Here is a 20,818-nt window from a genome sequence, read left to right on the forward strand (position 1 = left end):
GTTCGGGAAAGGCCTGCTTTTCGGAAACATCACCGGCGTCCCTCCTACCGATGTGGTCATTTTAGGCGCAGGAACCGTAGGCGAATTTGCCGCCAAGACCGCGCTGGGATTGGGCGCAAGCGTCAAGGTGTTTGACAACTCGATTACCAAACTCAGGCGCCTGCAGAACAACCTAAGCCAACGTATTTTCACTTCCACCATACAGCCGAAATCCTTGCTCAAAGCCTTAAGGCGCTGCGATGTCGCCATTGGTGCGATGCGCGGAAAAGAGCGCTGTCCGGTCGTAGTCACCGAAACCATGGTCGAACACATGAAAAGAGGCGCCGTCATTGTTGATGTGAGCATCGATACCGGCGGATGTTTTGAAACTTCGGAAGTGACCACACATGAAAAACCGACCTTCATCAAGCACAATATCATCCATTATTGCGTGCCCAATATCCCTTCGCGCTATTCCAAGACGGCCTCGCTGTCGATCAGCAATATCATCACGCCTTACCTATTGCAGATTGCCGAAGACGGCGGTATCGAGAGCGCCATCAGGATGAACAAAGGGCTCAAGAACGGCGTGTACCTGTACCACGGAATCCTCACCAACAAAGCCATCGGCGACTGGTTCGGGCTTTCAGACAGCGACATCAACCTGATTGTTTTTTAACGGGCGTTGCCTTCGGCCGGGCTTTCCACTTTAATTTTTATTTCCTTACGCTGCGCTCCAGGTAAATAAAAGATTTCGCTACAATCCCTAACGCACACCTGCAAAACAGAACCATTTATTCCTTAAGAAAATCCTCCAAAAATTCCCTCCGGACTATGCGGTTTTCAATTATCTTTGCAAAAAAATAACCCATGACTTTTAGATACCGTTTCGCCTATTATATGGTTGGATTAGTAATAGGACTGTTCTTCGTTGCAATGGTTTTCAGCGGAAAAGACGCGCGATGCAACTATTTCCCAAATGCCAGGGTGCTGAATGACTTGCGCACCAAGCCCTTTAATTATTCCGACAAGGCCTCGGCAGTACTGGCAGAAAAGTGGGTCGACACGACAGATATCAAGAATACGCTGCAATACGGCGATGTCGATTTTGCAAAGAGCAACATTCCGTCAGAAGGCGGAAAATTATACACCATTGAAGGAAAGACGGTGAAACAGGTGCCGATCGTACTCGAAGTCGTCAATTATTCCGATAAGGCGGTACTGACGGCAATCAAAAAAAAATAATTTTATTTGAAATAAAGTTGCAGATATAAATTCTAAACGTATATTTGCACTCCTGTTACGGGCGATTAGCTCAGCTGGTTCAGAGCACCTCGTTTACACCGAGGGGGTCGGGGGTTCGAACCCCTCATCGCCCACAAGTTTAAATACAAATGGTTTCAAAAGCCGATAAATCTTAGGATTTATCGGCTTTTTGCTTTTGTGCCTATACCAAATTATTCATTCAATCTTATTTCTTAGGAGATAAAATCGAGACCCGCGCAAATTTAAAAATCAGGGTCTCGCTAAAATCACTTAAGCCTTGCAATCACTAGCGTACCAATAGCCTGACCACTTACCTGTTCAGAATTTGTACATCTTGTTTGCAATTACTCAGATTAATAAATTGATTAGTAATTAAAAGGTAAAAGCCATGAAAACAAAAATCACATTACACTTCTATGCAAAAAAGACCAAAGCCAATGTTGCCGGACTTCTTCCAATTTATATCCGGTTAACTGTCGATGGCGAACGTCTCGAATTCAGCTCCAAAAAGTTTATTTAAAAATCGAAATGGTCTGATGATCTGGCGAAAATGAAAGGCGGCTCCGAAGAAGCCCGTTCAATAAATAGCTATCTCGATTCTGTAAAATCGCAGATAATTGATATTCAAATGACGCTTATGCATAAAAGGGAAACTTTGAATATCGAAAACTTCCGGAAGCGTTTATTCGATGAAACTGATTCTCAACGAATGCTTTTACCAATTTACAGAGACCATAACAACCGGATTGAGGGATTACTTGGAAATGGTTACGCGCCTGGCACATTGGAAAGATTTAAAATTTCATTGAAACATCTTGAGGAATTTCTATTGTGGAAATTGAATGCGAAAGATATTGCAATTGATAAAATTGATTTCGCATTGATCACTGATTTCGAATTTTATCTAAGAAGCGAAAAAAACTGCAGCAACAATACGGCAGTTAAATATGTCCGCAATTTCAGAAAGATTATAAAAATTTGTCTCAGCAATGACTGGCTGGAAAAAGACCCGTTCATCAAATATGATGGCAAAATGAAAGAAGTTGAAACTGAATTTCTGACTGAGGAGGAAATTCAAAGCATTTATTCTAAAAGGTTTCGTACACCGCGACTAGAACTCGTTCGCGATATATTTATTTTCTGCTGCTTTACAGGTTTAGCTTATGTCGATGTGAAAGGCTTGAAAAATGATCATATTGGAATTGGTATCGACGGCCAAAAATGGATATTTAAAAATCGCCAAAAGACCGATACAAAGTCTAAAATACCTTGCTGCCGATTCCCGAAGAATTGATCAAAAAATACGCCGAACATCCTAAGTGTCTAAATGAAGATAGAGTTTTACCGGTTCTTAGCAATCAAAAGATGAACGGATATCTGAAAGAAATTGGAGACTTGTGCGAAATTAGTAAAGAAATTACTTTTCACATGGCAAGGCATACCTTCGCCACTTCGGTAACTTTGACTAATGGAGTTCCTATTGAAAGTGTGAGTAAAATGCTGGGGCATAAAACATTCAAACTACGCAACATTACGCGCGAGTTCTTGATAAAAAGGTTAGTGAAGATATGCAAAACCTTCGTAATAAATTTATTTCAAAACCTATGTTGTTAGAATCAAATGGATAAAATAAGAAAGTCCGAATCAAGATGATTTTATGAAAATAAATGGGTTTTAATACCCAATTTTTTCAATTTCGAGTTCAATGTCGAAGGATGAATATCAAGCAGTTCAGCAGCACCACTTGCTCCCGAAATTTTTCCTTTACACTTCTGTAAAATGTAAATGATGTAATCACGCTCATTTTCTGTAATCGTTTTAATCGCATACTCTTCGTTGTCCTTTTTGAGACATTCTTTTTTTGAAGGCAAATCAGCGACTTCAATTACTGAATCATCCGAAAGTAAAAGGCTTCTTTGAACTACATGCTCCAGTTCGCGGATATTGCCTCCCCAATCATAATTCATTAAGTGGGTTATTGCTGATTTGGAAAAAACAGCATTCTGTTTTCCAAGACTCTGTCCATAAATTGCTATAAAATGATTAGCGAGTTCAGGAATATCATCTTTTCTTTCTCTTAGCGGCGGTACAGTTATCGGAAAAACGTGTAGCCTGTAGTATAAATCCATACGGAATCTCCCGGCAGAAACTTCTTCTTCAAGATGCCTGTTTGTGGCTGCAATTATCCTGACATCAACCTTTATTTTATGGCTGCCACCAACACGTTCTATCTCTTTTTCCTGAAGCACACGCAATAGTTTCACCTGAATCTCAATAGGCAGTTCACCAATCTCATCCAAAAAAATAGTTCCTCCTTCTGCAAGTTCAAATTTCCCTAATCGTTTGTCTGTTGCACCAGTAAATGAACCTTTTTCATGCCCAAAGAGTAAAGACTCGGCTAAGTTTTGCTGAACAGTACTGCAATCAACAACAACAAAAGGTTTATTATTTCTAGGGGACATTTTGTGGATAGCCGCGGCGATTTTTTCTTTTCCGGTACCACTTTCGCCTAAAATAAGCACCGAAGTATCAGATGGAGATACTTTTTTAATATAATCAAAAACTTGGAGAATTTTTTGACTACTACCTACTATTTCTTCTAACGCTATATCTGATAGTTGTGAAGTTAAAATTCTAGGTATGAATTCTGAACTAACTTTTACCACTTCGTCTACGAATATTTTAGTCATAAAAGAATCCAATATAAATTCCAGATTTCGTAAAAGTGAAATATGACTTTCATTTTGAATATCCTGTTGACGTGAGTAGAGGGATAAATTAAAAAGTGTATTATTTATGGTAAGTGGTAAAACGATATATGATTTGATACCGAAATTTTGAATCACCAATCTTTTTATAGCTGAAGACTTGACAATGTTTTCCATATTATGGTAACTCTGCAAACACAAAACATTTTCATTTGGAGATTGTTCATGTGTATTCTGAATTTCCAGAACGGTTAATTTAGAAATCTCTGACAATTTATCTATTGTAATAATTTGATAATCATCTATTTTTTTTCGAAGCAGCCCGATCGGATTGTATTTTCCGACGTCAACGAAGCCAGCTTCAAAATAATCAAATGGAATATAGGTTTGTAAAACTTTTGCTAAACCCACTAATGAGGTGACTAAATTGTTTTCTGTGCTTAGTATTGATGGTAATTCTTTTTGTATTTGTAACTGCTGTTGAATCTGAGATTCCTGACTATAATTGTGACGGTATGATGCAATTTCTAAAGTAATCAATACATCCTGCTCCCGAAATGGCTTCACAATAAAGCCATAAGGTTGCGTCATTTTTGCCTCGTCGAGTATTTTCCTGTTGGAGTTGGCGGAAATGTATATAAATCCGATATTTCTTTCCCTGAGAATTTTAGCTAAATCAATCCCAGATTTATTTCCTTTCAAGATAATGTCAAGAAATATCAATTCAGGTTTTTCGGTTTCAAGGATTTTCAATGCTTCTTCAACAGAACGTGCAATACCACAAACTTGGTAAGAAGCTCTTTCAAGCATTAACTGTAAATCATGGGCTTCAATAAACTGGTCTTCAACAATCATAATTTTCATAGAAAATCCAGATTTATTGCCGTATCGAAGTGAATTACCTACTGTTTCCATAATCTGCTATTTATTCTGAAATTATATGTTTTTTTTCATAATTCTCTAATTTGTTTTCATCAAAAGGAAAAGTAACTGTCACGCAATATCCGTTTAAACTATTGATTTCCAGAATTCCATCAATCTCATCGCTAAGTCCTTTTATAAGCCTCATTCCAAGTGTTTCATTAGCATCTGACAATTCGGAAGATAAACCTATACCATTGTCACTTATAATTAATTCGCAGTGCTTTAAATCTTTCCGCTTCATAATGATGCTTATAATCCCTTTACTTTTATTGGGAAAAGCGTGCTTAATCGCATTGGTGATGGTTTCATTGAGTATAAGTCCGACTGGCACAGCCTGTGCGATATCAAGATTAATGTCCTCAATTTGTGTAATAAATCTGATCCTTTGACCAGTATCAAATGAAATTTTAAAATATTCTATAAGTTCACCAATATAGGTAGGTATATGAATGGCAACAAGGCTGTCTGATTGATATAATTTTTTATGTATTAAAGACATGGAGTGAATCCTATGCTGGCTGCTATTGATTGCCTTCATTGCTGTCTTATCAGTCAGATAATGAGATTGCGTGTTTAAAAGACTCATAACAATTTGCAGATTATTTTTTACTCTATGATGAATTTCTCGTAAAAGCCATTCTCTCTCATCAGCCAGTTTTTGTAGTACAGTGTTTTTTTCATCAATCTGCTTGTTTTTAGATTGCAATAAGCTGTTATTCTTTTGTTTGGTATAATAACTTTTATAAACAAGGCTTAAAATTATAATTAGCAATAAGATAACAATAAAACCGATATTTTTCGTAAGATTGGCCTGAAACAGTTTATTTTTCTGGAGTTCAGTTTGTTTTTGGAGTAACTTGTTGTTTTTCTCTTTGAGCAAAAGAGCTTTATCTTTTTTATCGCTGTCGTATTTAATCTCTAGCTCCTGAAATGCCTTATCTTTTGTGGTATTGTTTATAGAATCATTATAAGCTTTCGCCATCCCAAATTCTTTAAGAGCATCCTTAAATCGTAACTGCACTGAATCCAATTTGAACAACATCCGATGCACATCTGCCAACCTCAAATCATTTTTCCCAATCTCACTCAATGTTTTGTATACCAGAACATATTTTCTTGAAATATCATATTGCTCTGTTGCAAAATGATACTTAATAATGCCTGGATAAAGTAAATTCTGCTCACTACTATAAGGGGGTAGTTTCGATGAAATTTCCATCGCACTTTCAACATATTTTTTTGCTTTCTTAAGATTTTTCAACTCAATATAAGCTAAGATACATCGCGATATGAGCATTTCGCGGGCCGTTTTCGACAGTGTACTTTGTTTCGCTTCTAGTTTTTTAAGATAAACGAGCGCTTCTTTATTCCTTTTAAATTTCATCAGCATATTGACTATGTTCGTTTCCAGCATGGTTACCAACGCTGCATTATTGTAATTAGCCGCAATTTTATCTGCTTTCTGCAAATATTCCAACGACTTAATACCATCACCCATTCGATCATAGATTATAGCCAAATAATTGTATATTTCCGCTGCCTCTGGGCTTTTATCATTTCTCTCGTCAATGATTCTAATCGCTTCGATAACATAGACCATCGCTTCTTTAGTTTTACCAACTTGGTTGTAGTTGATGGCGATAAGAGAATTGAGTCGCTGGACACCCTTATAGCCAACCGATTTATAAAGCTCTAGCGCATCAAGTAGTTGTTGCCGACCCTCATCCATTTTACCCTCAGACATTGTTATATATCCGAGCTCATACAATGCATCGGCCTGTCCTTTTTTATTACCGGCTTCCTTATAAAGATCCAAGGCCTTTTGCGCATTTGTAGTTGATAACGCTGAATCATCGGAATCAAATTCAGCTTTATCCATAGCCATATATACTGAAGCCATTCCTGCTTTAGAATTCATTTCGGAGTAAATATCAAGAGTTTTTTTTAACAGCTGCTTTGCTTCTCCTCCTCTCTTTTTACGTGTAAGAATTTTTGATTCAAGTATATCGGTCTTTGCAATTCCAATTTTATATTTAAGCTGCTCCGCTAATTTCCGCGACGCATTTACATAAAACAATGAGCTGTCTATCGCATATGGAAAAGCTAATTCAGGTGATTCATCATAATAGAAAGTACCAATCTCGTGAAGTAACCTGACTTTCAAAGTGTCATTTGCCGATCGTTTAAGATCCTTTCGAAGTTCTGCAATGGAAGAGGTAGTTTTCTCCTGTGCACGACAGTAAAACAGATTTAGAAAAAACAAGATAAAAATCAAGTATAGTGTTTTCATTAATACCACTTTGATTAGATTAAACTTATGGAAACTGCTTGTTTAAAATGGGGTAAAGCACTAGTTGTGATAAAGATAAAGATTTTTTGGAAGTTAACATCTATTAATTAAAATAATACCTCAGTATCATTTCACTAGTATCTAATTAAAAAATAAAAAATCAGATTGAAGCAACCTGATTTTTTATTAATATTTATTTTTTGCTGTCTTTTTGGCCGCAGTAATAATAACTTTTGCTATTGCATCAGGTTGGGATATAAAGATAACATGACTACCCTTAACTTCGGTTGTTATAGCTCCTGACCTTTTATACATATTGCGTTCAATTTGTGGATTGATACTTTTATCCTCGGTGGCAACTATACCATAACTGGGTTTGCTCTTCCAAGCAGATTCTGCAACAGGAGTTCCAAAACATTGTGCAAATATTGGTCCTTGGGAGGCAAACATAAATTCAGCTTCTTCTTTGCTTAAATCCCCAGCAAAACCGGCATGAAATTTTGCTTTGTCAAAGTAAATAAATCCTTTATCATCCGGTGGTAAAATTCCGTTTTCAGGAGCAGGTGGCAATGTCATTATCCATTGAAGTGTGGTTTCCCCTTTATCCGGTTGAAAAGCAGTTACGTATACTAAAGCAACCACTTTAGGATGCATCCCGGCTTCGGTAATAACAGTTCCTCCCCAGGAATGCCCAACCAATATCACGGGTCCATCCTGTTTATCAAGGACTCTGTTAGTAGCCTCCACATCGTCTTTTAATGAGGTCAAAGGGTTTTGAACTATGGTAACATGATATCCTTTTTTCGCAAGAATCTCATATACCCCTTTCCATCCAGAACCATCAGCAAAAGCACCGTGGACGATTACAATGTTTTTAACCCCTGAAATCTGAGCTTCTACCGTTCCTCCAACGGCCATTAGCAATACAATAATCACCATTAACTGGAGTTTTATTTTTAATGGTAAAATTCTAATTGTTTTCATTTTTTCGATTTTAAGATTATAAATTATTTCTATATTTTTCATAAATGATGTTGTCCCATGAGCAATGACCGCCGCCGGTAAAAGCAATAAGTAAAAATGCCATACTGTACATAAATGGAATATCTCTTACAACCAATGTACCTCCTGAATGGACTATAAAATATCCTGTAAGTGTTACTACTATTATAGGTATACAGGCTATTCGTGTGCCCAATCCTATGATGATAAAAAGAGGGCAAATCAAATTGGCGGTGATGGCAAAAAAATCATTTAAAACGTAAGGCAAACCAAAGGGATTGTCAACTATTTCAGCTGATGCAACACCTATACCGATTTTCTTCAAGCCATGTACAATTATTAATTCAAAAGAAACCGCTACTCTGAATAAAAATATAATGTAATTGTTAAATGGTGTACCCAAATCGGATCGCAACCATTTGAATAATTTTGTTTTCATTTTTTTCATTTTTTAAAAAACAGCTCCCCACAACCAATATGGGGAACACTGTTTTTAATTATGCCACACAGATTTTTGTATGACGATCGTTACTCTTTTATAAACTGTAATTGAATACTAAGTGCTACTTCCTCAGCAACCATCATTCCTCCAGTTTCAAGAAGTGAATTCCAGTTGAGGTTCCAGTCCTTACGGTGCATTTTGGCATTCAGGGTAAAACCTGCCCTGGTATTGCCCCACGGATCTTTATTAATTCCTTCAAACGCTGCTTCGAGTTTTAGCGCTTTCATAATGCCGTGAATGGTGAAATCACCTAAGAGTTCAAATTCTTTGTCATTAATTTTTGTAAATGATGTAGAGTCAAATAGCATTTCGGGAAATGCTTCAGCATTAAAGAAATCGGGGCTCAAAAGATGCTCATCGCGTTCTTCATTACCTGTCGTTATAGAATTCACCTCTGCCTTAAAGGAAAAAATGGCTTTATCGAAAGATTCCTCTGCACTTTCAAGCATACCGGAAAAATTTTGAAATTTCCCTGAAACATTTGTAAGCATCATGTGCCGTACTTTGAATCCGATTTCAGAGTGTACCGGATCAAGTTTCCATTTTGTTGTTGACATTTTATTATTATTTATTAGTTAAACATTCTCTCATTCATAAGCTTTTTCAAGTATAGGCGTTTGCTCATACAGGTAAAATTTTGTAATCAGTCCGTTTTCGACTTTAAAATGTATTGCCATGTACATCGAAAAATCTTTGCCGCTGTTTTTAAACTGTCTGCCCAATTCGGCAAAAATTGCAGCATCTTTTCCATCAACAATAAAACTGTCCAGTTGGAATTTATCTTTGTCCTCGGCGAAATAGGAAAATAAAGTTTTGAAAACCTTTGATATTTCAGAACGCTTGGTGCGTCTTCCTGTTCATGGGAACTTTGGAGATTCAAAAATATACCAATCAATATTTTCTGCGAAACAAGAAGCAATTTTATCAGCCTCTTTATTTCCTAATTGATCGAGGAAAATTTCTACTACTTTTCTGGTTTGTATGCCTTGTGTTATTGTTTCTTCGGAAGTTTGTGCATTCGCAACACCAATTACACAGCATATAGCGCATAACAGTAGAAGTTTTTTCATGAGACTAATGTTTTACCATTTGTCTGGCATACTGAATGCCTATCCCATAGGCACCGCCGTACTGCTGCATTAGATCATTGACCGCTTTATAGGTTTCCTGTCGTGCCCAGTCACGTTGCAACTCAAGAATGTACTGCATTGACGTCATGGGTTTGGCACCGGCCTGAATCATTCGTTGGATAGCCATTTCATGCGCTTCTTTCGATACATCTCCACAGGCATCTGTAATAATATAAACTTCATAACCTTCCGAAAGTGCTGATAGGGCAGGTCCGACAATACAAACGCTGGTCCATAGCCCTGCCATTACAATGCGTTTCTTTCCTTTTCCAGTGATCGCTTTATTAGCATTCGGGTCTTCCCATGTATTCATCGTAGTCCTGTCGGCATACGTTGAAATGTCGGGATAAAACTGTGTCACTTCGGGAAAGACTGGACCGCTAAAGGATTTTTCGGCAACAGTTGTCACCACTGTAGGGATTTTGAAGATTTTGGAAGCACCGGCAATAATGGCAACATTCGTCCGGAGTTGGTCAATCGGAATACTGGCTGTGGCAAAACCCATCTGCCCTTCATAATCAATTAATAAGAGTGAGTGGTTTGTTGGGTTTAAAAGCGCTGGTGATGGCTTTTGTGCTGCTGCTGACACTACAGTTAATAGTACTGTCAACAATAATTTGTAATTTTTCATAATAGTTTACTTTTTAAATTAATATTGTTTTTATTATTTGCAATGGGTGTTAAAAATGGAGCTGCATGGTAACTCCTGTAAAAAATATATCCTTACCCGTTCCCGAAGCTTTGAGGTAATCGCCAGCATCAAACCAAGTTGCTTCAACCCTGAAGTACAAGTACTGGTTGGGTTGCCAAACTATTTCGCTTTCTAACTGGTTTCCTATTTTTTTGCTGTCTGTTGTATTTCCCGGATAAATGAGTGAAGTATTTGTTGCATAAATACCATCGTTACTGCTATATCTCCAGAACATATCATAGTCAATTACCCAGTCAATATTTTTCGAAAGTTCAAAATTCAGAGAAGGATGGAAGTCGATAAGATTGGAAGGTCCGATTACTGCAGCCAGTCCAAAATAAGCGCCGCGGGGGAAAAGCGGATTAAATGTTTCTAACTGGTCATCGCCTTTGCGGCTGTCACCGCTAATGACTTCACCTTTCAGGCCTATCTCAGGATGAAATTTAATGGCTGTAAAACGATAACCAGTATTTAATGAAGCCGTCCAGGCTTTGATATCTTTTGTATCAAAGCTGCCAAACTGATATACTGCTTCACCGTCATAACGCCAATTTTGGTACTTGCCCCACAGCCTTGTGCCAAAAGAATGCCGCGTTTCTTCTCCAGCACCATCATCGAAAGTCGCCTTTGCTCTTTTATAACCGAAGTAATACAGATCGGCATTTTTAATTACCGGTATTTTATTGATTACAAAATAACTTCCCCAAAATTGTTTATCAGCATTCGAAGTATCATTAAAAATAGCATCTCGTGCCACCACATAATGACTGTAAAAAAAGTCTGCCAAATAATTTCCTTTTGCAGCTATTAATTTCACTCCATCAAAAGATTGTCTGTTATTTGGCCCATCGCGAACGGCTACTATTCGCTGAGAACCATAAGAAAGCTCTTGACGACCTACTCTGAACAACAACTTGCTTGCTGCTGTATTTACAAAACTGACTTCTGCAAATGCCTGATGCAGTTCCAACGGATTTTGCTCTACCGGACTCGGATCAATCCTACCATCAGCAGTACTACCTTGGATTTGTATGAATGTTCGAAAATGGGTTCCTGCATGGAAATCAGAGTGTAACAGAAACCTTCCTAGGATGTAGCCGTCATTGTCTTTGGGATCGTCTCCCCAGGTTTCATTTTTCGCATAGAAATATTGGTAACGAAGGTCACCTCCGAAGCTCAGATACAGAGTCCCCGATTGGTTCAGTGGTGTAAATTTTAGTGCTTTATACCAGTCATTTTTGACGGTATCATTTTTAAGATAGCCGTAATTTTCTTCGTATCGCAACGATTTAAAATCAGGATATCGCTGGGCAATACTCCTTACAGAAATAAAGAGAATAGCGACAAGTACTATATTTTTCATGATAATGATTGTTTAAATGTGTTTAAAAAGCTGAATGAACTACTTCATGTTCGCCTTAATATCCTTGTAAGCGTTTGGAACGTTAAAATTGAAGTGCAACCAATTGAAAAGCTCATATCCTTTATCGAATTCTTTCATAGTCACGGTCGTTTTCGTTTGTTCTAGTGTAAGCCCTTTTTTTACAGCATCTTCAACATCTGCTTTTAATTCGGTCACATAATCTATGGTATATTTAATACCGGCTTTGTTGGTAATTCTTCCATGCCCGGGGATAACAATATCATTATCGCCTATCATGTTGTAGATTTTATTCAGATTATTTACCGGCTCCAAAAAGAAACCATCAAAAAGCCATGGGATTGCTGGGCTTTCAGCAATAAAAGGATTTCCTGCCCACAATACATTTTTTGTTTTAGTCTTCACATATACAAACAAATCTGCAGGAGATTGTGCCGTACCTACGTTGATGAGCCGTACCAAATTTCCATTTCCCATATCTATTTCCATAGTCTGGTTGATTGGGATGGTAATGTCTGCTGCGCGATAAACGCTTTCCTCAATCCCTCTTCCTTTCCCAAACAACATAATCATGAACTGTTTGATATTGTCATAATTCTTAGCAAGATTATCCCTGCAAAATTCATTTTGGATTACAATGGTTTCTTTTGGTAGTAGATAATTACCAAAGCAATGATCCCCGTGATCGCTGGTATTTACAGCATATACTATGGATTTCTTTGTGACTGAACGTACCAATTGATACAATTGATCGTAAAGTCTTTTGTCAAGCATCGTTTCAATTAAGAGGACGCCTTTATTCCCGACAATGAAGCCCGCAGATGTGGCCTGCGCTAAACCTTTTGTAGTTTCGTTCTCTGCTGTGGTGGGCGATACGGAATAGACATTTTCCAATAGTTTATGAAGCCCAAGCGTTACTTTATTGGCATCCCAGATTGGAACTTTGTCCGGCATAGGAAATTGTGCATAAATCATGCTACTGGTAAGAAAAAAGAAGGTGTAAGCATAAAATTTCGAGAATAGTGTAGTGATTTTCATGATATTTATTTTTTGTTGTTAAAATGCATTCTAATGGATTGTTATTTTTGATAACCTCCATAATATTTGACAGGCGCCCACTCCGGAATGACTGGTGTTTCAGGAACGTCAAATTGTTTGTAGTTCCCAGTCGCATATACTACTTTACCATTTACAACTGTCAGCTCTGATTCAATAGTTCGTACTTTATCCGCCGGAACAGAAAAGTAATCATCAGTTAGTATCGAAAAATCAGCATACATTCCCTTAACCAATTTTCCTTTTACTTTTTCTTCTCCTGAAACCCAGGCGCTACCTGATGTGTATAATTTTAGGGCAGTAAATTTGTCTAACACTTGATCTTTGGGCCAGAATTGCATCCCCCCAATCGTTTTGCCGGTTAACAACCAATGTATCGCCATCCATGGGTTGTAAGTGGAAATACGCGTTGCATCAGTGCCCATGCCTACAGGGATTCCCATGTCAAGCATTTTTTTAATTGGAGGCAATTGTGTTTTCGGTATACCATATTGTTTCTGATATAGTTCACCCTGAAAATACATCCTGAACTGCACTGCAATACCGCCGTTCAATTTTTTAACGCGCTCTAGTTCCTTTGGTGTAATCGTTTCTGCATGATCAAAAAGCCATCTCAAACCATTAAATGGAGTATCTTGATTCACCTTTTCGAAGACATTCAGCATCCTATCGATTGACTCTCCGTAAGTAGCATGCAGTCGAAAAGGCCATCTGTTTTTCACCAAAAGCCTTATGATTGGCTCAAGATCGGCTTCCATGTTTGGGGAAAGAACAATTCTGGGTTCAAGGAAATTTTCAAAATCCGCTGCAGAAGCAACAAGGTTTTCTCCTGCACCTTCTTCAGTATAGCCGTTGTCCATAAAAAGATTATCATTCTTGTTGACAATGGTTTCTGCCACCCACTTCTCGTAATCTTGTAGTTCCTTGTTTTTTTGCTGCGCAAAAAGAAAATAGGATATTCTGATACTGAGCTTACCGCTCTTTGCCAACTCAAGTGATGTCACATAATCCGCAGGGAAATTCTGCCCGCCTCCTGCGGCATCTACAACGCTTGTCAATCCGAAGCGGTTCAGTTCCCTATTAAATTGAACAGAACTGTTTATTCTTTCTTCAGGGGTAAGTTTTGTCGTAAGCGCGAGAGTCGTGTAAATGGCTTTTGGGGTTTCTTTTGCAAACATTAAACCAGTAAGATTACCATCTTTATCCTGTTCCAACGGGCTGCCTTCATAATGTGTGTCTTTAGTATAGCCAAGTGTTTCAATACCTTTCTTATTTAGAAATGCCTTTCCGTACAAATAAGTGATAAATACGGGCTTGTCAGGAACTGCAGCATTAATTTCATCCAAAGTCGGCTGTCTTTTTTCTTCAAACTGAAACTCATTCCAGCCACCAATCACTTTTATCCAAACTCCGGGTGGTGTTCTTGCTGCCTGCTCTTTGAGCATTTCCATGGCGCGCTTCAGTGTTTTAACTCCATCCCAACGCAACTCCGAATTATAGTTTAAGCCTTCTCTGATAGCATGCATATGGCTGTCATTTAGCCCCGGGATAATGGTTTTCCCTTTTGCATCGATAATTTGCGTCTTTGCCGATTGATAGTTGGCAAGTATGTTTTTTGTTGTTCCGGTTGCTGTAATAATTCCGTCTTTTACCGCAATGGCCTGTATAAATTCACCTGGTTTTTCCATTGTAGCAATCTTCCCGTTGTAGATAATCAGGTCTGCATTCTGTTGGCTATGAGCCACTGCCGCTATAAAAAGCAGTATTAAAAATATATTTTTCATGAGTGATAAATTATTGATTAAGCTTCTTCAAGCATATAGTCGGTCGACAAGGAAATCTCGGTATTATCTTCTATTCCTTTTTTGAGTGTCTCCGTTTTTAAAAGTGCATAGGCTACAGCATCCGAACCAAGCAGTAATCGCAAAGGCGGTTCTTCAAGTAATGCGGTTTTAAGGATAACTGCCGCTGCTGCAACTGGATTACCAATCTGATGTCCCGGAATGTCAAATAGATGCTTGCGTTTAATTTCTGTGAGTTCAGGATAATCGCTGATAGGTTTCATTGGCGTTTTTAAAGAACCTGAATCCAAAAAACCGGTGCGAAAATACCCTGGTTCGATAATTGTGACTTTAATTCCGAAAGGTTTAACCTCCTGTTCCAATGCCTCGGAAAGGCCTTCTACCGCAAATTTTGTGGCACAATAAATTCCCCAACCAGCACCGGCAATCAGCCCAAAGACTGATGACATATTAAAAATGCGACCACTCTCTGCTTTTCTCATGTACGGAAGAACTGCCCGGGTTACATTTAAAAGCCCGTAAACATTAATATCAAAATTTGCGCGTACTTCAGCATCTGATGATTCTTCAATACCACCAAGTAATCCATAACCGGCATTGTTTACCAAACAGTCAATTTTACCGAAGCGCTTCATTCCAAATTGGACTGCCTGAATAACGCTTTCTTCGCTTGAAATATCCATTTCCACAGGTAAGAATTGCAATGAGGAAATATTAAATGCGATCTTAAGACTTTTAATGCTGCGTGATACTGCTATAACATTATCACCATTTGACAATGCTTGTTTTACAAGCTCGAACCCAATCCCTTTTGATGCTCCTGTGATGAACCATGTTTTAGTTGTTTCCATAATTTATTGCTTTCTGATGCGTTATTTTTTCATAAAAAAATCCAGTAAATCTTTCTGTACCTGGGCGGTATTTTCCTGAACAAGCCAGTGCCCTGAACCTGCAATTTTCGACTCCGTAACATTTTCAGCTACAAGTTTGGAATGCTCTTTCAAAAATGCCGCAGCAAAATATTCCCCTCCCATGGCGAGTAATGGCATTTTGAGTTTTTTCTTCATAAACACCAGGTTGTCTTTCCCGTCCTGAGGAAATGAACCAAACCATTTGAATGAAGCAGTTGTAGCGCCATCAACAGAATAAGCTCTTACAAATTCAGCCGTTTCTTCAGCTGTAAATGGATCTTTGACATGACCCACCATTGGCCAGAAGTTGGTAAGAAATGCCGCCTCTTTTCCTTTTACGATTTCTCCAGATGCAGGCCAGGCAAAAAATCCAAACCACCATGCAGATGCTGAAACTTGTGACCATACGGGTTCAACACCAGGTAGCAAAGCATCAAGTAAAGCCACTTTTTTTACCTCGTCATTATACTGTGCAGCGTAAGCATAGGCTACCATTAAGCCGATATCATGTCCTGCAAGATTGATGCTTTTGTAACCTAGTTTTTTAACTAGTTCATGAATATCAGTAGCCATCGTTTTTTTGTCATAGCCAGAGGCAGGTTTGTCTGATTCACCAACACCTCGAAGATCAGGTGCTATAACTGTGAAGTGTTTTGAAAGCTCCGGAAGTAATCGGTTCCACATATACCAGTTTTGTCCAAATCCATGAACAAGAACTAATGGTTCGCCTTGACCCCCAATTACATAGTGGATATTAACTCCATTAACCAAAGCCGTCTGATGCTTAAAATTGGAGGGCGGATCTGCAGGTTGTGTTGTAGCTAAATTTTCTGCTGTGCTTGTTTTTTTCCGATTATTGTCTGCTTCACTCTTTTTTGCACAGGAGTTCATTGCAAATAAAGTTGTCATTAGAAGGCAAAACAACATTGCGGTTTTGTTCTTGAAATTTGATTTAAAGGTTTTCATAATTTTGAATTTTTAAGATTAATAGTGATTGTTGGAAATAATTAATATTTAATGAGTGTTTTCAATTTTATCGAGCCATTTCCGGATATATGATGCAACTTCCTGCCACCCGGGTTGTCCTAAAACAAAATGGCTCCTGAATTCAAATGCAACGTATTCAGTAATGGAATTTTTATCGGCGTATTTTTTATAATTACTGTAATTCAGGGAGGCAGGAATGGTATGGTCTGATTCCCCGGCAATCAGCAACAAAGGGTTGTGTGGTTTACTGAAATCAATTTTTGCGGCAGAGGTAATGGTATCCCTAACCACCCTTTTAGATTCCGGAATAGCAAATTGCTCATACCCCCTTTTCTGTATTGCTAAGGGCAGTCCATTGGCAAATGCATATTGCCATTGTTTAAAACTCATCATAAAAGTTTTGTTTGCAGAGGTAAAAAAGCCAAGCGGACCCCAGCCTGCAATCAGGAAAGACAGCTTAAACGTGAAAAGCCCCAGTGGCGGTACGGAATGAATAGCGATTGCCGCTGCAGCAATTCCTTTTACGTTCAATAGTTGCGCTATTAATCCGCCTATGGAATGACCTATGATGATCGGCTTCTCATTCAATGACAAAGCAATTTCCTCATAATAGGACGTTAATTCCGCAAGGCGCATCGACGCCACTTTTAAATCCGGATGGTGTTTTCGCAGTTCTGCTGGAGTAGCATCTTTATTAGGCCAAGGCGGCGATAATGTTTGATAACCCAGGTTTTCATAGAAGGTTTTCCATTCATTCCAGCAACTATCATGGACAAATGCACCAGTGATAAAAAGAATTGTTTTAGAATTTGTAGTTGACATAGCTGTAGTGATTAAATTATAGTTCGGTTATATCTTAAAAGAGAACTTATTTCTCTCTGCGATATCTCATTACTATAATCATTCCTCGCTTAGAATGTCTTATATATTGGCGTTTGGTTAAGTATTTAGGATAATAGTTAGTGATATTTCACTAATAAAATAGTATTTAACGATATATCGCTATTGAAATCGAGTTATAAATATTTGAAGATAATGAGGAGCCGGATGACTCAATCTACGCAGAAGTTGTAAATAGAACATCAGCGATGAAAGTTCTCCATCTTTGATATTTCGTCAAATTGTGCGGTTATAAACGATATACCGTTGATATAAGATATACGAAAATCACAAAATACTCATTTACAAATACTTAACATTTAGGACTGAAAATGGTTTATTGCAGTAATCTGATAACACTAAATAATTTCCCAGATGTACACACTAACAATATTTCCAAAAAAGATAATAACACAGCAGATAGTGAGAAATACTTTCCATGCCCGTAAAACGCGCTATGGATATGCCGTACTGCTATTTCATATGGCAATCTTCGCATCCGCTACTTTTACTCAGGCACAGGAAGCTAAGCAGAAAATTTCTGATTACCGCGAAACGCCGATAAAGACCAACGAACTCATTCACACCAAACTGAATATTAGCTTTAATTATCAAAAACAGTGCTTGTATGGTGAGGAATGGGTTACTATAAAACCGTATTTCAATCCTACTGATAGCTTAACGCTTGATACAAAAGGAATGGAACTGAAGCAAATAGCACTTGTTCACAACGGTAAATTAATTCCCCTTAAGTTTGATTATACAGACAGTCTCACTATAAAAGTAAGACTGGACAAGACCTATTATAAAAATGAAAAATATACGCTTTACATAAAATATACCTCATGGCCCGGGAAATTAAAAACCGGATTGAATGCAACATTACGGTCTAAAGGATTATTTTTTATCAATCCCGAAGGTCTCGAAAAAGACAAACCAATACAAATATGGACGCAAGGTGAAACGGAAAGTTCTTCGGTGTGGTTTCCCACAATTGATAAGCCTAACCAAAAGACAACACAGGAAATCGCAATAACAGTTCCCACAAAATATACCACACTATCCAACGGCTTGCTCACTTACCAAAAACGAAATACCGACGGAACAAGGACCGACACCTGGAAAATGAACCTTCCGCATGCGCCCTACTTGTTTATGATTGCTGTTGGAGACTTCAAAATATACTATGATAAATGGCAGCAAAAGGCAGTAGATTATTACTTAGAGCCACAATTTGCGCCGTTTGCCAAAGATATATTTGGAGATACGCCCGAAATGATGTCCTATTTCTCAAAAATATTAGGCGTTAATTTCCCATGGCCTAAATATGCACAGGTTGTTGTCCGCGAACATACCATGGGCGGTTCAATGGAAAACACATCCGCAACATTGCACGGCGATTTTATGCAACGTACATCCAAGGAGCTGATTGATATCGATTATTCCGGTTTGCAGTTAACGATTGCCCATGAATTTTTTCACCAATGGTTCGGCGATTATGTGACTGCCGAAAGCTGGAGCAATCTTACCGTAAATGAATCGTTCGCAGACTACAGCGAGGTGCTTTGGGCAGAGCATAGATTCGGTAAAGATGAGGCAGATGCGCATAACGAACGCTCTCTTAAAAAATATCTCGCATCAACAGAATCCCACAGTAAAAACCTGGTCCGCTTTTATTATGACGACAAGGAAGACACTTTTGATGCGATGGTCACTTATAGTAAGGGTGGCCGAATACTTAATATGCTTAGGGTTTATTTGGGAGATGCTGTCTTTTTCCATGGGCTAAACCTGTACCTGACTAAAAATGCTTTCAAAATACCGAAGCACAACAGGTCCGTTTAGCGTTTGAAGAAGCCAGTGGTCTTGACCTTAATTGGTTTTTTAACCAATGGTATTATAACTCAGGGCATCCTTCTAAAGTCCGCGGAACTGAATGGGTGGCTAAAAGAATTTGAAATAGATTAAGCATGCAATTATATGTACCTTCGTAGCAAACTAACACATACCCCAATTTCTTTGTACGAAGTCTTGACACGTAAGCGTTTAGTTCCTGCTTATCCGAAAAATAAAAATGAAGTTTTGGTTTTTGGTTATTTCGAATTAATACTCGTTCTGCATATTTAAGGTTGGCTTTAAGACCATTGTATTGTCGCCACAAATACCTACTGTCGCTATCAGTAGTATATTTTAAGTCCAAAATCTTTCCGGCGTCGTTTTCGGCCAGATTGATAGCAATTTGTAATTTAGCTGAAGGCATAACAATTATTAGTGTTAGTTATTTTTTACTTTCCCAAAAACCCAAAATTTAATACCTTTATTCTACCCAAATATAATAGAATGAAGAGATGGAACCTACATGGAATATATTGCAAGCCATGCAATATTGCCCCTATAAAGCATGGCAGCTCAGCCAGCAAACTGAGCAGATTAATAACCTGACATTTCCGGGAAATAAACTTACTGCCGGAAATCGGCTTGCACTTACAGCGTATGCTTTGGCATCAAACAAGGAAACAAACCAGGCTGCCAATATTTTACAAGTATACCTGGAGAATGGCTTAAAGTCCCAGACAATCCGTCTGAAGCCTTCCGCAAATCCGAAAAGCTGCTTTTTGATACAGCAGCCATAATCGGCAATCCGAATCCGCCTCAATTTTATAAAAACAAACATTGCCAGGAATGCCAATTTTGGGAATCCTGTCATACAAAGCTAAAAGAAAAAGACTGTATCAGTTTACTTGGGAGCATTTCTCCTGTAACATCGCCAAATACTATAAAAAAGGGATTTTCTCCATCACCCAATTATCCCATTTATTTCGGCCAAGAAGGCGCAGCAGGCGCAAACCAACAATTGCCGGTAATTATATGTGGGAACTAAAAGCGTTAGCCATTCGGGAACAGAAAACTTATGTTATGTATATGCCGGAACCAAATGATCTGGAGAACGCCATCTACATTGATTTTGAAGGTGTTCCCGACGAAAATTTTATTTATCTGATTGGAGGGTTCATCAAAAAAGAAAATGAGCCTGATGAGGTATTTTCATTTTGGGCAGACAGCAAAGATGAAGAAAAGAAGATATTCAGGGAATTCTTTAAACTTCTCAGCACGTATTCCCTGTCACAAGTTTATCATTACGGCAGCTATGAAACTAAAGCCTTAAAAGCGGCAGTCACAAAATATGGAAGTCATTTTAAACTGGATTTCGCGAAACTACAGAAGCGAATGGTCAACTTGTTAACCTATTTGCGGACTTACATTTATCCGCCTACTTACAGCAATGGGCTTAAGGAATTAGGAAATTTTT

At 38.2% G+C, this 20,818-nt stretch carries 21 protein-coding genes and 1 tRNA gene; 9 read left to right on the top strand and 13 right to left on the bottom strand.

Going from position 1 to position 20,818, the window contains the following annotated elements:
* From VK541_RS16380 to VK541_RS16405, 6 genes are all read left to right on the top strand, one after another.
* A partial coding sequence (locus tag VK541_RS16380; protein ID WP_324371400.1) for an alanine dehydrogenase occupies window positions 1-658 on the top strand: 658 nt, incomplete at its 5' end.
* 191 nt (window positions 659-849) lie between these two features.
* On the top strand, window positions 850-1,224 hold the full coding sequence (locus tag VK541_RS16385; protein WP_324371401.1) for a DUF4258 domain-containing protein: 375 nt from the start codon (window positions 850-852) through the stop codon (window positions 1,222-1,224).
* Between the two features lie 59 nt (window positions 1,225-1,283).
* Window positions 1,284-1,358, top strand: a tRNA-Val gene (locus tag VK541_RS16390).
* Window positions 1,359-1,633: 275 nt separating this feature from the next.
* A complete protein-coding gene (locus VK541_RS16395; RefSeq protein WP_324371402.1) occupies window positions 1,634-1,765 on the top strand; it encodes a hypothetical protein in 132 nt (43 codons plus the stop codon).
* 30 nt (window positions 1,766-1,795) lie between these two features.
* On the top strand, window positions 1,796-2,539 hold the full coding sequence (locus VK541_RS16400; RefSeq protein WP_324371403.1) for a site-specific integrase: 744 nt from the start codon (window positions 1,796-1,798) through the stop codon (window positions 2,537-2,539).
* Between the two features lie 71 nt (window positions 2,540-2,610).
* Entirely contained in the window at window positions 2,611-2,859 is a 249-nt protein-coding gene (locus VK541_RS16405; protein ID WP_324371421.1) for a tyrosine-type recombinase/integrase, read from the top strand.
* A gap of 41 nt (window positions 2,860-2,900) precedes the next feature.
* Here the strand turns inward: VK541_RS16405 and VK541_RS16410 are convergent, their stop codons facing one another.
* The 13 genes from VK541_RS16410 to VK541_RS16470 form a co-directional block, all read right to left on the bottom strand.
* Entirely contained in the window at window positions 2,901-4,868 is a 1,968-nt protein-coding gene (locus VK541_RS16410; protein ID WP_324371404.1) for a sigma 54-interacting response regulator, read from the bottom strand.
* 10 nt (window positions 4,869-4,878) lie between these two features.
* On the bottom strand, window positions 4,879-7,167 hold the full coding sequence (locus tag VK541_RS16415) for a tetratricopeptide repeat-containing sensor histidine kinase (RefSeq protein ID WP_324371405.1): 2,289 nt from the start codon (window positions 7,165-7,167) through the stop codon (window positions 4,879-4,881).
* 186 nt (window positions 7,168-7,353) lie between these two features.
* Complete coding sequence (locus tag VK541_RS16420) at window positions 7,354-8,193, bottom strand: alpha/beta hydrolase (protein ID WP_324371406.1); 840 nt, start codon at window positions 8,191-8,193, stop codon at window positions 7,354-7,356.
* Window positions 8,168-8,608: a DoxX family protein gene (locus VK541_RS16425; protein WP_324371407.1), complete on the bottom strand. Its 441-nt coding sequence runs from the start codon at window positions 8,606-8,608 to the stop codon at window positions 8,168-8,170. The genes VK541_RS16420 and VK541_RS16425 overlap by 26 nt, the downstream gene beginning before the upstream one ends.
* 89 nt (window positions 8,609-8,697) lie before the next feature.
* Complete coding sequence (locus tag VK541_RS16430; RefSeq protein ID WP_324371408.1) at window positions 8,698-9,228, bottom strand: YceI family protein; 531 nt, start codon at window positions 9,226-9,228, stop codon at window positions 8,698-8,700.
* 300 nt (window positions 9,229-9,528) lie between these two features.
* A complete protein-coding gene (locus VK541_RS16435; protein WP_324371409.1) occupies window positions 9,529-9,741 on the bottom strand; it encodes a hypothetical protein in 213 nt (70 codons plus the stop codon).
* Window positions 9,742-9,745: 4 nt separating this feature from the next.
* Window positions 9,746-10,432, bottom strand: a complete 687-nt coding sequence (locus VK541_RS16440; RefSeq protein ID WP_324371410.1) for a hydrolase — start codon at window positions 10,430-10,432, stop codon at window positions 9,746-9,748.
* Window positions 10,433-10,481: 49 nt separating this feature from the next.
* On the bottom strand, window positions 10,482-11,855 hold the full coding sequence (locus tag VK541_RS16445) for an alginate export family protein (protein ID WP_324371411.1): 1,374 nt from the start codon (window positions 11,853-11,855) through the stop codon (window positions 10,482-10,484).
* Between the two features lie 39 nt (window positions 11,856-11,894).
* Complete coding sequence (locus VK541_RS16450; protein WP_324371412.1) at window positions 11,895-12,911, bottom strand: MBL fold metallo-hydrolase; 1,017 nt, start codon at window positions 12,909-12,911, stop codon at window positions 11,895-11,897.
* Window positions 12,912-12,952: 41 nt separating this feature from the next.
* Window positions 12,953-14,713 carry an amidohydrolase gene (locus VK541_RS16455; RefSeq protein WP_324371413.1) on the bottom strand — a complete coding sequence of 587 codons (1,761 nt, stop codon included), beginning with the start codon at window positions 14,711-14,713 and terminating at the stop codon, window positions 12,953-12,955.
* A 17-nt stretch (window positions 14,714-14,730) separates the two neighbouring features.
* Entirely contained in the window at window positions 14,731-15,582 is an 852-nt protein-coding gene (locus tag VK541_RS16460) for an SDR family oxidoreductase (RefSeq protein ID WP_324371414.1), read from the bottom strand.
* 21 nt (window positions 15,583-15,603) lie between these two features.
* Window positions 15,604-16,608, bottom strand: coding sequence for an alpha/beta hydrolase (locus VK541_RS16465; protein ID WP_324371416.1), 1,005 nt, complete (start codon window positions 16,606-16,608; stop codon window positions 15,604-15,606).
* Window positions 16,609-16,656: 48 nt separating this feature from the next.
* Window positions 16,657-17,451: an alpha/beta hydrolase gene (locus VK541_RS16470; RefSeq protein WP_324371417.1), complete on the bottom strand. Its 795-nt coding sequence runs from the start codon at window positions 17,449-17,451 to the stop codon at window positions 16,657-16,659.
* A 432-nt stretch (window positions 17,452-17,883) separates the two neighbouring features.
* On the opposite strand from VK541_RS16470, the gene VK541_RS16475 reads away from it, so the two are divergent.
* From VK541_RS16475 to VK541_RS16485, 3 genes are all read left to right on the top strand, one after another.
* Entirely contained in the window at window positions 17,884-19,353 is a 1,470-nt protein-coding gene (locus VK541_RS16475; RefSeq protein ID WP_324371418.1) for a M1 family metallopeptidase, read from the top strand.
* A gap of 503 nt (window positions 19,354-19,856) precedes the next feature.
* Window positions 19,857-20,141: a hypothetical protein gene (locus VK541_RS16480; protein WP_324371419.1), complete on the top strand. Its 285-nt coding sequence runs from the start codon at window positions 19,857-19,859 to the stop codon at window positions 20,139-20,141.
* A gap of 49 nt (window positions 20,142-20,190) precedes the next feature.
* A partial coding sequence (locus VK541_RS16485; protein WP_324371420.1) for a ribonuclease H-like domain-containing protein occupies window positions 20,191-20,818 on the top strand: 628 nt, incomplete at its 3' end.

It is taken from the genome of Pedobacter sp. (genome assembly GCF_035317785.1).
Taxonomy (GTDB): Bacteria; Bacteroidota; Bacteroidia; order Sphingobacteriales; family Sphingobacteriaceae; genus Pedobacter.

Excerpts from the sequence above, each read along its gene's own strand:
- VK541_RS16385 (WP_324371401.1), top strand. The coding sequence starts at position 850 with ATGACTTTTAGATACCGTTTCGCCTATTATATGGTTGGATTAGTAATA.
- VK541_RS16395 (WP_324371402.1), top strand. The coding sequence starts at position 1,634 with ATGAAAACAAAAATCACATTACACTTCTATGCAAAAAAGACCAAAGCC.
- VK541_RS16400 (WP_324371403.1), top strand. The coding sequence starts at position 1,796 with ATGAAAGGCGGCTCCGAAGAAGCCCGTTCAATAAATAGCTATCTCGAT.
- VK541_RS16405 (WP_324371421.1), top strand. The coding sequence starts at position 2,611 with ATGAACGGATATCTGAAAGAAATTGGAGACTTGTGCGAAATTAGTAAA.
- VK541_RS16410 (WP_324371404.1), bottom strand. The coding sequence starts at position 4,868 with ATGGAAACAGTAGGTAATTCACTTCGATACGGCAATAAATCTGGATTT.
- VK541_RS16415 (WP_324371405.1), bottom strand. The coding sequence starts at position 7,167 with ATGAAAACACTATACTTGATTTTTATCTTGTTTTTTCTAAATCTGTTT.
- VK541_RS16420 (WP_324371406.1), bottom strand. The coding sequence starts at position 8,193 with ATGAAAAATATAGAAATAATTTATAATCTTAAAATCGAAAAAATGAAA.
- VK541_RS16425 (WP_324371407.1), bottom strand. The coding sequence starts at position 8,608 with ATGAAAACAAAATTATTCAAATGGTTGCGATCCGATTTGGGTACACCA.
- VK541_RS16430 (WP_324371408.1), bottom strand. The coding sequence starts at position 9,228 with ATGTCAACAACAAAATGGAAACTTGATCCGGTACACTCTGAAATCGGA.
- VK541_RS16435 (WP_324371409.1), bottom strand. The coding sequence starts at position 9,741 with ATGAAAAAACTTCTACTGTTATGCGCTATATGCTGTGTAATTGGTGTT.
- VK541_RS16440 (WP_324371410.1), bottom strand. The coding sequence starts at position 10,432 with ATGAAAAATTACAAATTATTGTTGACAGTACTATTAACTGTAGTGTCA.
- VK541_RS16445 (WP_324371411.1), bottom strand. The coding sequence starts at position 11,855 with ATGAAAAATATAGTACTTGTCGCTATTCTCTTTATTTCTGTAAGGAGT.
- VK541_RS16450 (WP_324371412.1), bottom strand. The coding sequence starts at position 12,911 with ATGAAAATCACTACACTATTCTCGAAATTTTATGCTTACACCTTCTTT.
- VK541_RS16455 (WP_324371413.1), bottom strand. The coding sequence starts at position 14,713 with ATGAAAAATATATTTTTAATACTGCTTTTTATAGCGGCAGTGGCTCAT.
- VK541_RS16460 (WP_324371414.1), bottom strand. The coding sequence starts at position 15,582 with ATGGAAACAACTAAAACATGGTTCATCACAGGAGCATCAAAAGGGATT.
- VK541_RS16465 (WP_324371416.1), bottom strand. The coding sequence starts at position 16,608 with ATGAAAACCTTTAAATCAAATTTCAAGAACAAAACCGCAATGTTGTTT.
- VK541_RS16470 (WP_324371417.1), bottom strand. The coding sequence starts at position 17,451 with ATGTCAACTACAAATTCTAAAACAATTCTTTTTATCACTGGTGCATTT.
- VK541_RS16475 (WP_324371418.1), top strand. The coding sequence starts at position 17,884 with ATGTACACACTAACAATATTTCCAAAAAAGATAATAACACAGCAGATA.
- VK541_RS16480 (WP_324371419.1), top strand. The coding sequence starts at position 19,857 with ATGGAACCTACATGGAATATATTGCAAGCCATGCAATATTGCCCCTAT.